The organism is Micrococcus sp. Alg238-R198 (assembly GCF_900537135.1).
Classification (GTDB): Bacteria; Actinomycetota; Actinomycetes; order Actinomycetales; family Micrococcaceae; genus Micrococcus; species Micrococcus luteus.
The window spans coordinates 149,688-164,022 of record NZ_UNRH01000001.1; the positions used below are offsets into that span (position 1 = coordinate 149,688).

Consider the following 14,335-nt stretch of genomic DNA (forward strand, 5'->3'; position numbering starts at 1 on the left):
ACGCCATGTCATGGCCGCGCGATCGGTGCACCCGGAGGGACTCGAACCCCCGACCCTCTCGGTGTAAACGAGATGCTCTGACCAACTGAGCTACAGGTGCCGGTGTCCGTCCAGGCTACCGGTGAGCGAGCAGGTCGCGCGTCGCCGCCTCGTGCTCGCCCCGGGTGCGTGCCTGTCCCGGGGCGGCGACCACGCGCGCGACCTCGACCCCGTCCGCGTCGAGCAGCACGGAGACGCGGCGGGGCCGCCCGGTCTCCACGTCGAAGACGTCGAGGGCACGGCAGGCCGCGCCGTGGGGCCAGAAATCGGAGAGCAGGGTGAGCGGCTCCGGCAGTGCCAGCTCCTCGCGGACGCGGCGCAGCACGGGGGCGGCATCACACGAGACCACGCGGACAGCCACATCGTCGACCGCCACGTCCTCGGCGAGCGCCCCGATCCAGCCGAGCTCGTCCGTGCACACCGGCGTGAACGCCCCGGGCAGGAAGACGAGCCACGTGCCCCGCGGCCCGGCGGCGTCCTGGGGCCCGCGCGTCGGCGGCCACGGCCACGTCTGGCCGTGGTCGTCGCGCAGCGCGGGGACGACGTCGGCGCCCCGCGTCCCGCCGGACGGGGGCTCAGCCACCGCGCTTCTGGACGAGCTTCTGAGCGGCCCAGTCCTCGGAGGCACCGGCCCCGGTGGTGGCGTGCAGGCCCGCGGTGGAGGCGGCCTCGGCGACGTCCGCCGGGCTGACGTGGCCGGGGCGCCCCTTGCGGGGGGTCATGATCCAGACGGGGCCGGCATCGAGGGAGCGCTGGGCGTCCACGAGGGCGTCCGCGAGATCCATGACGTCGCCGTCGTCCGCGCGCCACCAGAAGAGGACCGCGTCCGCCGGCTCCTGGTCGTCCTCGGTCAGCAGCTCCTCGCCGAGCGCGTCCTCGAGCGCGTCGCGGAAGGTGACGTCGACGTCGTCGTCGTACCCCCACTCCTGCACCAGGTCGCCCCTCGAGAGGGCGAGCTCCGCCAGCAGGGCGCTGTCCGTCGAGGTCGGCGTCGACCCAGCCTGCATAGTGTCCGGTCCTCCTTGATGGTGGCGGGCACTGCGGCCCGCGCCGTCGAGCGGGTGATGATGACCACCATACGCCGTGGACGCCGCCGTTCCGGGGCCTCCGGCCGGGCGGACGCGGCGGCTCCGGTCTACTCTGGGGAGGAACAGACGCACTCTCCGGGCGACGCGCCCGGCTCGGCGTCGCGGGCCCGGACCGGATCGTCTGCCCGCAGCCCACCGCGGAGCACCCCTCCGCACGAGAACCAGGAGGCACCGTGAGCGCAGCCGAAGAGAGCTCGCAGATCCGCAGCGGTCTGACCGACCAGCTCCCGGACAAGGATCCCCAGGAGACGTCGGAGTGGATCGAGTCCCTCGACGGACTCATCGAGGAGCGCGGCACGGAGCGGGCGCAGTACATCATGCGCTCCCTCATGCAGCGCGCGAGCGCCCAGTCCGTCGCCCTGCCCTACGTGACCACCACGGACTACGTGAACACGATCCCGGCGGACCAGGAGCCGGAGTACCCGGGCGACGAGGAGCTCGAGCGCCGCTACCGCAACTACCTGCGGTGGAACGCCATGGCCCTCGTGCAGCGCGCCCAGCGCGACGGCGTCGGCGTCGGCGGTCACATCTCCTCCTACGCAGGCCAGGCGACCCTCTACGAGGTGGGCCTGAACCACTTCTTCCGCGGCCAGGACCACCCGGGCGGCGGCGACCACATCTTCTTCCAGGGCCACTCCTCGCCGGGCAACTACGCCCGAGCCTTCCTCGAGGGCCGCCTGACCGAGGAGGACCTCGACGGCTTCCGCCAGGAGAAGTCCCGCCAGGGCCACGGCCTGCCCTCCTACCCGCACCCGCGGATGATGCCGCACTTCTGGCAGTACCCCACCGTGTCCATGGGCCTGGGGCCGATGAACGCCATCTTCCAGGCGCAGACCAACCGGTACCTGCACAACAACGGCATCAAGGACACCTCCGACCAGCACGTGTGGGCCTTCCTCGGCGACGGCGAGATGGACGAACCGGAGTCGCGCGGCCAGCTGCACATCGCGGCCAACGACAAGCTCGACAACCTCACCTTCGTCATCAACTGCAACCTGCAGCGTCTCGACGGGCCGGTGCGCGGCAACGGCAAGATCGTCCAGGAGCTGGAGTCCTACTTCCGGGGCGCCGGCTGGAACGTCATCAAGGTCCTGTGGGGCCGCGAGTGGGATCCGCTGCTCGAGGCCGACGACGAGGGCGAGCTCGTGCGCATCATGAACGAGACGCTCGACGGCGACTACCAGACCTACAAGGCCGAGTCCGGCGGCTTCGTGCGCGACCACTTCTTCGGCCGGTCCTCCGTCACCAAGGAGATGGTGGCGGACATGACCGACGACGAGATCTGGGGCCTCAAGCGCGGCGGCCACGACTACAAGAAGGTCTACGCCGCCTACAAGGCCGCCATGGAGCACAAGGGCCAGCCCACCGTCATCCTGGCCCACACCATCAAGGGCTACGGCCTGGGCAAGTCCTTCGAGGGCCGCAACGCCACCCACCAGATGAAGAAGCTGACGGTGGACGACCTCAAGGTGTTCCGGGACCGCCACCGCATCCCGATCTCGGACGAGCAGATCGAGAAGGACCCGTACGACATCCCGTACTACCACCCGGGTGCCGACGCCCCGGAGATCAGGTACATGATGGAGCGGCGCAAGGAGCTGGGCGGCTTCGTGCCGGAGCGGCGCAGCGACTACCACGCGATCCCGCTGCCCCCGGAGTCCGCGTACAAGCAGGCCCGCAAGGGATCGGGCAAGCAGCAGGCCGCCACGACCATGGCGTTCGTGCGCCTGCTCAAGGACCTGATGCGGGACAAGAACATGGGACCGCGCTTCGTGCCGATCATCCCGGACGAGGCCCGCACCTTCGGCATGGACTCGTTCTTCCCGACCGCGAAGATCTACAACCCCAAGGGCCAGAACTACCTGTCCGTGGACCGGGACCTGTTCCTGTCCTACAAGGAGTCCCCGCAGGGGAAGATCTACCACGTCGGCATCAACGAGGACGGCGCCACCGCGGCGTTCAACGCGATCGGCACGGCGTACTCCACGCACGGCGAGCCGATGATCCCGGTCTACATCTTCTACTCGATGTTCGGCTTCCAGCGGACCGCGGACAACATCTGGGCCGCAGGCGACCAGCTCGCGCGCGGCTTCATGATCGGCGCCACCGCCGGGCGCACCACCCTCGCCGGCGAGGGCACCCAGCACATGGACGGTCACTCCCCCGTCCTGGCGTCCACGAATCCGGCCGTGAAGCACTACGACCCGGCGTACTCGTACGAGATCGCCCACATCGTGCGCCAGGGCCTGGAGGACATGTACGGCGATCACGACCGCGGGGACGACGTCCGCAACGTCATCTACTACCTCACGGTGTACAACGAGCCGATCACCCACATCGAGGAGCCCGAGGGCCTCGACGTGGAGGGCCTGCTCAAGGGCATCTACCGTCTCTCCGAGGGCCAGGGCGACGGCCCGAAGGTCCAGCTCCTGGGCTCCGGCGTCTCCGTGCCGTGGGCGCTCGACGCCCAGCGGATCCTCTCCGAGGAGTGGGGCGTGAACGCCTCCGTGTGGTCGGTGACCTCCTACAACGAGCTGTACCGCGACGCCGTCGCGGCGGAGAAGGACGCCCTGAAGGACCCGTCCGCCACCCCGCGCGTGCCCTACGTGACGCAGGCGCTGCAGGGGGCCGAGGGCCCGATCGTGGCCACCTCGGACTACTCCACCTCGTGGACGAACCAGATCCGCCCGTTCGTGCCGAACCGCTTCTCGGCGCTCGGCGCCGACGAGTTCGGCTTCGCGGACACCCGCGCCGCCGCCCGTCGGTACTTCCTCATCGACACCCACTCGATGGTGGTCCGCGCGCTGCAGCTCCTCGAGGAGGAGGGCGAGGTCGAGCGGGGCACGGCCGCGAAGGCGCACGAGAAGTACCGCCTGGACGACGTCAACGCCGGCACCACCGGCATCGCGGGCGGCGACGCCTGACCCGCACGCCGCGGGGAGGCTGACGCCCTTCCGTCCCGACGCCGGCCGCCCGCCTCCGCCACGGAGGCGGGCGGTCGGCGTCGTCGCTGTAGGAACCCCACAACACGCGCCTAGGATGAAGCGCATGCCCGAGCCCCGCCCCGCCGCCCCTCGCCCCGTGAGCACCGACGGGCTGGCCCGCCTCAGGAGCCACCTGGGGGCCCTGAACACGGCGGTGCTGCAGCGGTTGGACGCCACCCTGCCCTGGTACCGCCGACTCACCCCGGACGAGCGCAGCGCCCTCGGGCTCGTGGCCCAGCGCGCCCTGCAGGGCTTCCTCACGTGGTTCGAGCGGCCCACCTCCACGGGCCACGTCCTGCAGGACGTCTTCGGGCCCGCGCCCACCGATCTCACCCGGGCGATCTCGCTGCAGCGGGCCCTCCAGCTCATCCGGACGATGGTGGACGTCGTCGAGACGCGGGTGCCGGAGCTGCTGGCCGAGCGCGACCAGGCGCCCGTCCGCGAGCACATCCTCCACTACTCGCGCGAGGTCGCGTTCGCGCTCGCAGACGTGTACGCCCGGGCCGCGGAGATGCGCGGTGCGATGGACTCGCGGCTCGAGTCGGTCCTGCTGGACGCGGTGCTGCGCGGGCAGGACCCGGACGAGATCCGGCATCGGGCCACGGCGCTGGGCTGGCGTGGGGACCACGACGTGATGGTCATGGCCGGTCTCGCCCCGGGGCAGGACAAGCCCGCGTTCATCCCGGACCTGCGGCGGGCCGCGGCGCGGCTCGACTGCGACCTGCTCGTGGGCGTGCAGTCCGAACGGCTCGTCCTCGTGGTCGGCTCGGTGCGGGACGCGCGGGCGGTGGGCGAGGCGCTCGCGCGCTGGTTCGCGCCGGGACCGGTGATCGTGGGACCCGTCGTGGACTCGCTGATCTCGGCGCACGTCTCGGCCCGGCACACCCTCGCCGGGCTCAGCGCGGCGGCCGCCCATCCCCGGGCGTGCCGGCCCACCCCGGCGGAGGACCTGCTGCCCGAGCGGGCGCTGCTGGGCGACCCCACGGCCCGGGAAGCCCTCGTGGACGGGGTGTTCACGCCCCTGGCCGACGCCGGCACCTCCCTGCTGGAGACCGTGGACGCGTACGGCGCGCTGGGCCACTCGCTCGAGGGCACGGCCCGCGAGCTGTTCGTCCACGCGAACACGGTGCGGTACCGCCTCAAGCGGGTGGCCGAGGTGACCGGCTGGGACCCGCTGGTCCCCCGCGACGCGTACGTCCTGCAGACCGCGATCACCCTGGGCCGGCTCGCGGGGGCGCGGCCGACGACCGGGACAGGCTCGGACTGAGCCGGGGCGGCGCCCCCCACTTGTAGAAACCCTCCAAACCGACTCGCCGTGCTTCGTGGCGCGATCTGTCCGGGATGGCGGCCGATCCTGACACGATGGAGGAATGCTTGCCATCGTGTGCCCCGGACAGGGGTCCCAGACGCCCGGCTTCCTCGCCCCCTGGCTCGAGCTGGACGGGACCCGCGACCTGCTCGCGTCCCTCTCCGACGCCGCGGGCGTGGACCTGATCCGCCACGGCACCGAGTCGGACGAGGAGACCATCAAGGACACCGCCGTCGCCCAGCCGCTGATCGTGGCGGCCGGCCTGGTGGCCGCCGCGGCCCTCGAGGCGGACGCCGCCGCACCGAAGTCGACCGTCGTGGCCGGCCACTCCGTGGGCGAGGTCACCGCGGCCGCCGTCACCGGCGTGCTGTCCCCCGCCGAGGCCCTCTCCCTGGTGCGCGTGCGCGCCACCGGCATGGCCCGGGCCGCCGCGGCCACGCCCACGGGCATGGCCGCCGTCGTGGGCGGGGACCAGGACGAGGTCCTCGCGGCCATCGACGCGGCGGGCCTGGCGCCCGCCAATGTCAACGGCGCCGGCCAGATCGTCGCCGCCGGCACCGCGGAGGCCCTCGGCGCGCTCGCCGAGTCCGCCCCCGCCCGCGCCCGCGTGATCCCGCTCAAGGTGGCCGGCGCGTTCCACACGGAGCACATGCGCCCCGCCGTGGACGACCTCGCGGCCCACGTCGCCGGCCTCTCCCCCTCGGACCCGCGCCTGCCCCTGCTGTCCAACCGGGACGGCGAGGCCGTCGAGTCCGGCACGGACGTGCTCGCCCGGATCGTGGACCAGGTCACCCGCCCGGTCCGCTGGGACCTGTGCATGGCGACCATGGCCACGCGGCAGGTCACGGGCGTCCTGGAGCTGCTGCCCGGTGGCACACTGACCGGACTGGCCAAGCGCGGTCTCAAGGGCACCGCGCAGCTCGCCGTGAAGACCCCCGAGGACCTGGACGCCGCGCGGGCGTTCCTGGCCGAGCACTCGGCCTGAACCCCGCGCACCGCCCGGCAGAGAGAAGCACCATGACCGTCACCCTGAAGCAGCACGAGCGCCCCGCGGCCAGCCGCATCGTGGCCGTGGGCGCCTACCGCCCGGCGAATTTGGTCCCCAACGAGGACCTCATCGGCCCCATCGACTCGTCGGACGAGTGGATCCGCCAGCGCACCGGCATCGTCACGCGCCAGCGCGCCACGGCGGAGGAGACCGTGCCCGTCATGGCCGTGGGCGCCGCCCGGGAGGCCCTCGAGCGGGCCGGCCTGCAGGGCTCGGACCTGGACGCCGTGATCGTCTCGACCGTCACCTTCCCGCACGCCACCCCCTCGGCCGCGGCCCTCGTGGCGCACGAGATCGGGGCCACCCCGGCGCCCGCCTACGACGTCTCCGCCGCGTGCGCCGGCTACTGCTACGGCGTGGCCCAGGCCGACGCGCTCGTGCGTTCCGGCACCGCGCGGCACGTGCTCGTGGTCGGCGTCGAGCGCCTCTCCGACGTCGTGGATCCCACGGACCGCTCCATCTCCTTCCTCCTGGGCGACGGCGCGGGCGCCGTGATCGTGTCGGCCTCGGACGAGCCGGGCATCTCCCCCTCGGTGTGGGGCTCGGACGGGGAGCGCTGGTCCACGATCTCCATGACGCACTCGCAGCTGGAGCTGCGCGACGCCGTGGAGCACGCCCGCACCACGGGCGACGCCTCGGCGATCACCGGCGCGGAGGGGATGCTCTGGCCCACGCTGCGCCAGGACGGGCCCTCCGTCTTCCGCTGGGCCGTGTGGTCGATGGCGAAGGTGGCCCGCGAGGCCCTCGACGCCGCGGGCGTGGAGCCCGAGGACCTCGCCGCGTTCATCCCGCACCAGGCCAACATGCGGATCATCGACGAGTTCGCCAAGCAGCTGAAGCTGCCGGAGTCCGTCGTCGTGGCCCGGGACATCGCGGACGCCGGCAACACGTCGGCCGCGTCCATCCCGCTGGCCATGCACCGTCTGCTGGAGGAGAACCCCGAGCTCTCCGGCGGCCTGGCCCTGCAGATCGGTTTCGGCGCCGGGCTGGTCTACGGAGCCCAGGTGGTCCGTCTCCCCTGAGGCGGCGCCGTCTGATTCACTGTCCACGTACACCCCACACCCCTACCGAAGGAGACGCCCCATGGCTTCCAAGGAAGAGATCCTCGCCGGCCTCGCCGAGATCGTGAACGAGGAGACCGGCCTCGACACCGCCGAGGTGCAGCCGGAGAAGTCCTTCACGGACGATCTGGACATCGACTCGATCTCGATGATGACCATCGTGGTCAACGCCGAGGACAAGTTCGGCGTGAAGATCCCGGACGAGGAGGTCAAGAACCTCAAGACCGTCCAGGACGCCGTCGACTTCATCGACGGCGCCCAGGCCTGATCGGCCCACGACGGCGGCGGTCCCGGCCCGCCCCGTCCCCTCGGTGAGCGCCGGGGGCGCGTGAGCGCCCCCGGCGCCCGACACCCTCGACTTCCGGCACCCCGGCGCGCGCCGCGCGTCGTGCCGACGACACCCCTCCGCCCGATCCCCACTCGAGACCCAGAGGCAGCAGACCCATGACCCGCACCGCAGTGATCACCGGCCTCGGCGCCACCACGCCCATCGGCGGCGACGTGCCCACCTTCTGGTCCCACGCCCTGCAGGGCGTCTCCGGTGCGCGCACCATGGAGCACGACTGGGTGGAGAAGTACGAGCTGCCCGTCACCTTCGCGGCCGAGCTGACCGTGCCCACCTCCGAGGTCCTCTCCAAGGTGGAGCAGAAGCGCCAGGACCCGGCCACCCAGATGGCGACCGTCGCCGCGCGCGAGGCCTGGAAGGACGCCGGCCTCGAGGGCGCGGAGGTCGACGGCGACCGGCTCGCCGTGGCCTTCGGCACCGGCATCGGCGGCGTGTGGACCCTCCTGGACGGCTGGGACACCCTGCGCGAGCGCGGCCCGCGCCGCGTGCTGCCCATGACCGTCCCGATGCTCATGCCCAACGGCGCCGCCGGCGCGCTCTCCCTCGAGTTCGGCGCCCGTGCCGGCGCCCGCACGGTGGTGTCCGCGTGCGCCGCCGGCACCGAGGCGCTCGAGACCGCGCTGCTGCTCGTCCGCTCCGGCCAGGCCGACGTCGTGATCTGCGGCGCCGCCGAGGCCGCCGTGCACCCGCTGCCGATGGCCGCGTTCGCCGCGATGCAGGCGCTGTCCAAGCGCAACGACGACCCACAGGCCGCGTCCCGCCCCTACGACGTGGACCGCGACGGCTTCGTCCTCGGTGAGGGCGCCGGCGTCATGGTGATCGAGTCGGAGGAGCACGCGAAGGCCCGCGGCGCGCGCGTGTACGCCGAGCTGGCCGGCGCGGGCGTCAGCTCCGACTCCCACCACATCACCGCGCCCGAGCCCGAGGGCCTGGGCGCGACCCGTGCGATGCGCGCCGCCCTGAGGTCGGCCGACATCACCCCCGAGGACGTGTGCCACGTGAACGCCCACGCGACGTCCACACCCAAGGGCGACGCCCCGGAGTACCTGGCCATGCGGGCCGTGTTCGGCGACCACCTGGACCAGGTGCAGGTCTCGGCCACGAAGTCCCAGACCGGCCACCTGCTGGGCGCCTCAGGCGCGATCGAGTCGATCCTGTCCGTGCTCGCCGTGCACCACGGCCAGGCGCCCGTGACCATCAACCTGGACCACCAGGACCCGGAGATCCCGCTGAACGTGGTCACCGGCTCCCCCGCCCGCCTGCCCGAGGGGCCGCGCGTGGCCGTGAAGAACTCGTTCGGGTTCGGCGGCCACAACGCGGTGGCCGTGTTCCGCAGCGTCTGAGCCGGAGCGCCGCCGGCCGGGCGAAGGCTCAGACAGCGCGGTGCAGCCAGCGCACGTTGGCGTGGGCGGCGGCCAGCCGGAACGGCTCGAGCTCATCGTCCCAGGCCTCGCCGAGCGCGAGGGAGAGTTCGTGCATCAGCACGCTGGGGTCGCCCGCACCGGCCTCGTAGGCGTACCGGATGCGGTCCTCGGAGACCATGATGTTGCCGGAGACGTCCGTGGTGGCGTGGAAGATGCCGAGGTCCGGGGTGTGGGACCAGCGCGAGCCGTCGACCCCGGCGGACGGCTCCTCCGTGATCTCGAAGCGCAGGTGCGGCCAGCCACGCAGGGCGGAGGCCAGACGCGCGCCGGTGCCGGCGGGCGCCGTCCAGTGCACCTCGGCGCGGTGCTGGCCGGGCGCGACCGGCTGACCCTCCCACTCCACCGAGGTCGCGGGGCCGAGCACGGAGCTCAGCGCCCACTCCACGTGGGGGCAGAGGGCGGTGGGGGCGGAGAGGATGTGGACCACGCCGCGGGTATGGGTGCTGGTCATGGATGCCTCCGAGGGTGCGATGCGGTGCGTCTTCCCCTACGACCACGTCGCGGCTCCGGTGGATCCTGGGGCCATTGTGCACCAGGGATGCTGGGCCGGCAACGAGGCGGCGCGGCGCCCTGCGTGTCGTGGCGGCGCAGGGGACGGGCCGGGGGTGCTCCGGGGAGGCGTCAGGCGCGTGGGTGGGCCTGCCGGTAGCCCTCGCGGAGGCGATCGATCGAGACGTGTGTGTAGACCTGCGTGGTGCGCAGGGACGCATGCCCCAGCAGCTCCTGCACGCTGCGCAGGTCGGCGCCGCCGTCGAGGAGGTGGGTCGCGGCCGTGTGGCGCAGCGCGTGCGGCCCGCGCGCCGCGGTGTCCCCCAGGCCCTCGAGTGCCCGGTCGACGACGGTGCGCGCCTGGCGCACCCCCAGCCGGCCGCCGCGCGCGCCGAGGAAGAGGGCGGGGCCGGAGTCCGGCCGGGCCAGGCGGGGGCGACCGAGCCGCTGCCACTCCTGGAGGGCGCGGCCCGCGGGTGCGCCGTAGGGGACGGTGCGCTGCCGGTCTCCCTTGCCGGTCAGCCGGACGACGCCGCGGCCGGCCTCGAGGTCGTCCACGTCCAGGGCGGAGAGTTCGGCCACCCGGGCGCCGGTGGCGTAGAGCAGCTCGAGCAGGGCGGCGTCCCGCAGGGCCAGCGCGTGGGCGGCAGGGTCGTCGCCCGCGGCGGCGGCGTCCACACGCTCCTGGGCAGCCGCGAGGAGCCGGGTCGCCTGCTGCTCCTGGAGCACGTGGGGCAGCGTCCCCTCGGGTCGGGGCGAGCGCAGCCGCAGGGCGGGGTCGTCCGAGCGCAGGCCCTCCCGGCGCAGCCAGGCCGTGAAGGTGCGGACGGCGGCCACCCGGCGGGCCAGGGTCGCGCGGGCGAGGCCGGCCCCGCTCATGGCCGCCAACCAGCCACGCAGGTCCTCGATGTCCAGCTCGGCGAGGACGTCCGGTGCGCTGGGCACGTGGCGAGCGGGGGCGTCGTCATCCACGGCGGGCGCCGCCGCGGTGCCGGCTGTGCCGGCGACGTGGTCGATGAGGGCGCGCAGATCGGCGAGGTACGCGCGCACGGTCTGGGGGCTGCGGTTCCGCTCGTGGCGCAGGTGCTCCTCGAACGCCTCGAGCCAGGCCGTGTCCCGGGGCGAGGGGGCGCGCGGGACCGGGACGGGACGGACGGAGGACGACGGGGTCATCCCCCCACTCTGCCATCCGCCCCAGGGCGGCGCCGCCCGGGAGCACGCGGCCGGAGGTCATCCCCGCCGCCACCGGTCCTCGACCCGTTCGGCCAGGCCCGCCCGCTGCAGCCGGGACAGGCACGCCAGGACGGTGGGCAGCGCGAGCCCGGCGCTGACGGTGATCCGGTCGACGGGCACCGCCTGGCGCAGGGGCAGCGCCTCGTGGACGAGGGCCTCCTCCATCGTGAGCCCGTCGGTGGGCCGCGCGGCGGACTCGGGAGCTGCCCGGGTGGAGATCCTCCCGCCCGCGCCGCCGCTCCGGGCGGGCCCCTGGCCGAGCAGGGCGAGGGCCTCCTGCTCGGTGGTCACGAGACGGGCGGGGCTCTCCTGCAGCAGACGGTGGCAACCGGCGGAGCTGGGCGAGGTCACGGGGCCGGGGACCACGCCCACCTCGCGGCCGAGGCCGAACGCGTGGCCCGCCGTGTTCTGCGCTCCCGACCGCCAGCGCGCCTCGACCACCAGCACGGCCCCCGCGAGCGCGGCGATGACCCGGTTGCGCTGCAGGAACCGGTACCGCGTGGGACTCGCACCGGGCGGCATCTCGGACACGAGCAGCCCGGCGGCCATCACCGCGCGAAGCAGGTCCTCGTGGCCGGCCGGGTAGAACCGGTCGAGGCCGCCGGCCAGCACCGCCACCGTGGGCGGGACGCCGTCGCGATCCGCCGCGTCTTCCGGTGCGGCGGGCGCCTGCAGCGCGGCCCGGTGGGCGGCGCCGTCGATGCCGTACGCACCGCCGGAGATCACGCACGCGCCCTGCTGGACGGCGTGGGCGGCGCAGCGGGCGGTCACGGTCCGTCCGTACGCGGTCGCCTCCCGGCTGCCGACGACGGCGAGCATCCGGTCCGCGGGAGGCAGCGTTCCGGAGCCGCGGAACCACAGGCCCAGGGGCGCCTCCTCGCCCAGGTCCGCCAGGGCGGCGGGCCAGGCGTCGTCCTCGGGGATCAGCAGGCCTCCCCCGAGCCGGTGCAGAGTCACGAGGTCACGCTCCGGCTCCAGCCGGGCGGCCCGGGGCGCCCAGCGGGCCAGCCCCGCGGCCCAGCGCCGGGGCAGCGTGTCGGGCGCGCCGGCGCGATCGGCGAGCAGATCGCGCTCGGCGGGCTGGATCGTCTCCCGGCCCGTGAGCAGGGCGAGCGCCCGCTCCGGCCCCAGCGCCGTGACGGTCTGCACCGCGAGCGCGTCCCCGGGCTCGACCAGCCGGGTCAGGGCGGCGCGGGCGAGCCGGGCGGCGTCCGGCCGGCGCGGCCCGGCGACGTGGTCTGCCGCCGGGGTGACGTAGGTGGTCATGCGTCCTCCTCGTTCTGGTGGCGCAGCGTGAGTGCCACGTCGGTGTCCTCGGGTGCGGGCCGTTCGGCGCCGCGCAGGTCTGCCAGGGTCCAGGCGAGGCGCAGGACGCGGGCGTGGCCGCGCGCGCTCAGCAGGCCCTGGTCGACGGCGTCGTCCGCGGGCCGGCGGGCCGCCCGGGGCACGGCGTACGGGCCGTGCCGCAGCACCCCGGCGGGGACGTGCGCGTTGCGGCGCAGCCCGGACGGGGCGAGCCCGCGCTCGGCGGCGGTGGCCCAGCGCCGGGCCTGGCGGTCGGCGGCCGCGGCGACCCGGGCGGCCACCTGCGACGTGGTCTCGGACGCGGGCGCCCCCGTGAGCTGCCGCGCTTCGACGGGCCGCACGGTGACCTGCAGGTCGACGCGGTCCAGCAGCGGCCCGGAGAGCCGCTGGGCGTAGCGGCGGCGTTCGGGCACGCTGCACCGGCACTCGACGCCCGTGCCACCGCCCTTGCCGCACGGGCAGGGGTTGGCGGCCAGCACGAGCTGGAACCGGGCCGGGTAGACGACGGCGCCGAGGGCCCGGTGCAGCAGCACCTCCCCGGACTCGAGGGGCTGGCGCAGCGCCTCGAGGGTGCGCCGTTCGAACTCGGGGGCCTCGTCCAGGAACAGCACGCCGCCGTGGGCGAGGGAGGCCGCTCCCGGCCGGGCGAGGCCGCTGCCGCCGCCCACGAGGGCCGAGCGGGACGCCGAGTGGTGGGGTGCCTCGAACGGCGGGGTCCGGTCGATGTCACCGTCGAACCCCTGGGCCGTCCCGCCCCTGCGCCGGACACGGGCGTCGCCGCCGCGGAGGGAGCGCAGGGCGGCGCACTCGAGCGCGGTGCGCCGGTCCAGGGGAGGCAGGATTCCGGGCAGGCGCTCGGCGAGCATGGTCTTGCCCGCCCCCGGGGCGCCCATGAGCAGCAGGTGGTGGGCGCCGGCGGCTGCGACCTCGAGCGCGAACCGGGCCTCGGCCTGTCCGGCGACCTCGGCGAGGTCGGGCACCGCACGGGCCGGCTCCGGTTCCGGGGCTGTCACCTGCCGTCGGGCCGGGCGGTGGGGCGGCTCTCCGTCCGGTTCCCCGCCGAAGGCGCGGATGACGTCGTGCAGATGGGCGAAGCCGCGGACCTCGGCGCCGGGGACCAGTCGGGCCTCGGCCTCCGCATCCTCGGCGACGACCACCTCGGAGCACCCCGCGTCGACGGCGGCCATCACCATCGCCACGGTCTCCGGCGAGCGGTGCAGGGCGCCGTCGAGGCCGAGCTCGGCCAGGAACACGGGCCCCTCGACGTTCCGCACCCGCCCGTCCGCGGCGTAGGCCGCCAGGACGATCGCCAGGTCGTGGCACGCACCCCGCTTGTGCACCCCCGCCGGCAGCAGGTTCACGGTCAGGTGCCGCCGGGTCAGGGGCAGTCCGGCGTTGCGCGCGGCGGAGCGGATGCGGTCCCGGCTCTCCTGCAGCGCCTGGTCCGGCAGGCCGAGGAGGGTGAACCCGGGCAGGGACTGGGCGATGTCCGCCTCGACGTGCACGACCTCCCCGCGCAGACCCGCCAGCGTGATGGAGCGGGTGCGTCCGATGCCGCTCACGGCCGCACGTCCTGCAGCAGATCGAAGCGGATCCCGCCCGTGCGCGGCACCAGCACGGCGACGGCGTCGACGCGCCAGGGCGTCCCCCGGCGGTCCGCGGCGTGGGCCCGCACCCACGCCGCGGTGAGGCGGTGCAGCCGGGTGAGCTTGCGCCGGTCGATCGACTCGAACGGGTCGCCGAAGGCCAGGCCCGAGCGGGTCTTCACCTCGACGCCCACCCACCAGCCCGCGTGGTGGGCCACGATGTCCAGCTCTCCGGCCTCGCCCCGCCAGTTGCGGTCGGCGATCACGTAACCGCGCTCGGCGAGCCAGCGCGCGGCGGCGTCCTCGCCGAACCGGCCCAGTGCCGTGTGCGCGCGGCTGGCGCGCCTGTCTCCGGGCGGCTGCGCCCCGATCCGTTCCGCGGTCCCCGTCATCCCGACCACCTCCTGGGCACCAGGGTGGTCC

Annotated in this window: 13 protein-coding genes and 1 tRNA gene; 6 read left to right on the plus strand and 8 right to left on the minus strand. The window is 74.4% G+C overall.

The window, feature by feature from the left end; all coding sequences use genetic code 11:
• Positions 1-26 precede the first annotated feature (26 nt).
• The 3 genes from G6R13_RS00670 to G6R13_RS00680 all read right to left on the minus strand — a co-directional run bounded on the left by G6R13_RS00670 (position 27) and on the right by G6R13_RS00680 (position 1,046).
• Positions 27-100: transfer RNA gene (locus tag G6R13_RS00670), tRNA-Val, on the minus strand.
• Positions 101-115: 15 nt separating this feature from the next.
• Positions 116-622: a redoxin domain-containing protein gene (locus G6R13_RS00675; RefSeq protein ID WP_159833075.1), complete on the minus strand. Its 507-nt coding sequence runs from the start codon at positions 620-622 to the stop codon at positions 116-118.
• A complete protein-coding gene (locus tag G6R13_RS00680; protein WP_036340159.1) occupies positions 615-1,046 on the minus strand; it encodes a DUF3052 domain-containing protein in 432 nt (143 codons plus the stop codon). Before G6R13_RS00680 ends, G6R13_RS00675 begins: the two co-directional genes overlap by 8 nt.
• Before the next feature lie 254 nt (positions 1,047-1,300).
• Here G6R13_RS00680 and aceE point away from each other — a divergent pair, with 254 nt between their 5' ends.
• The 6 genes from aceE (at position 1,301) to fabF (ending at position 9,218) form a co-directional block, all read left to right on the plus strand.
• Positions 1,301-4,051, plus strand: coding sequence for a pyruvate dehydrogenase (acetyl-transferring), homodimeric type (aceE, locus tag G6R13_RS00685; RefSeq protein ID WP_159833073.1), 2,751 nt, complete (start codon positions 1,301-1,303; stop codon positions 4,049-4,051).
• Between the two features lie 124 nt (positions 4,052-4,175).
• Positions 4,176-5,378, plus strand: coding sequence for a helix-turn-helix domain-containing protein (locus G6R13_RS12405; RefSeq protein ID WP_036340225.1), 1,203 nt, complete (start codon positions 4,176-4,178; stop codon positions 5,376-5,378).
• Positions 5,379-5,481: 103 nt separating this feature from the next.
• Positions 5,482-6,405: an ACP S-malonyltransferase gene (locus tag G6R13_RS00695; RefSeq protein ID WP_036312804.1), complete on the plus strand. Its 924-nt coding sequence runs from the start codon at positions 5,482-5,484 to the stop codon at positions 6,403-6,405.
• Between the two features lie 32 nt (positions 6,406-6,437).
• On the plus strand, positions 6,438-7,490 hold the full coding sequence (locus G6R13_RS00700) for a beta-ketoacyl-ACP synthase III (RefSeq protein ID WP_070709699.1): 1,053 nt from the start codon (positions 6,438-6,440) through the stop codon (positions 7,488-7,490).
• 61 nt (positions 7,491-7,551) lie between these two features.
• Positions 7,552-7,797 (plus strand): acyl carrier protein, encoded by a 246-nt coding sequence (locus G6R13_RS00705; RefSeq protein ID WP_010078906.1) that lies wholly within the window; start codon positions 7,552-7,554, stop codon positions 7,795-7,797.
• 176 nt (positions 7,798-7,973) lie between these two features.
• Positions 7,974-9,218: a beta-ketoacyl-ACP synthase II gene (gene fabF / locus G6R13_RS00710; protein WP_119217372.1), complete on the plus strand. Its 1,245-nt coding sequence runs from the start codon at positions 7,974-7,976 to the stop codon at positions 9,216-9,218.
• A gap of 28 nt (positions 9,219-9,246) precedes the next feature.
• Here fabF and G6R13_RS00715 read toward each other — a convergent pair whose 3' ends face one another.
• The 5 genes from G6R13_RS00715 to G6R13_RS00735 all read right to left on the minus strand — a co-directional run bounded on the left by G6R13_RS00715 (position 9,247) and on the right by G6R13_RS00735 (position 14,304).
• Complete coding sequence (locus G6R13_RS00715) at positions 9,247-9,750, minus strand: DUF3145 domain-containing protein (protein ID WP_036340144.1); 504 nt, start codon at positions 9,748-9,750, stop codon at positions 9,247-9,249.
• Positions 9,751-9,920: 170 nt separating this feature from the next.
• Positions 9,921-10,961 (minus strand): tyrosine recombinase XerC, encoded by a 1,041-nt coding sequence (locus tag G6R13_RS00720; protein ID WP_036312815.1) that lies wholly within the window; start codon positions 10,959-10,961, stop codon positions 9,921-9,923.
• A gap of 57 nt (positions 10,962-11,018) precedes the next feature.
• A complete protein-coding gene (locus G6R13_RS00725; protein ID WP_236557134.1) occupies positions 11,019-12,287 on the minus strand; it encodes a DNA-processing protein DprA in 1,269 nt (422 codons plus the stop codon).
• Positions 12,284-13,888 (minus strand): YifB family Mg chelatase-like AAA ATPase, encoded by a 1,605-nt coding sequence (locus tag G6R13_RS00730; protein WP_101965521.1) that lies wholly within the window; start codon positions 13,886-13,888, stop codon positions 12,284-12,286. The genes G6R13_RS00725 and G6R13_RS00730 overlap by 4 nt, the downstream gene beginning before the upstream one ends.
• A complete protein-coding gene (locus G6R13_RS00735) occupies positions 13,885-14,304 on the minus strand; it encodes a YraN family protein (RefSeq protein WP_002853815.1) in 420 nt (139 codons plus the stop codon). The genes G6R13_RS00730 and G6R13_RS00735 overlap by 4 nt, the downstream gene beginning before the upstream one ends.
• Positions 14,305-14,335 lie beyond the last annotated feature (31 nt).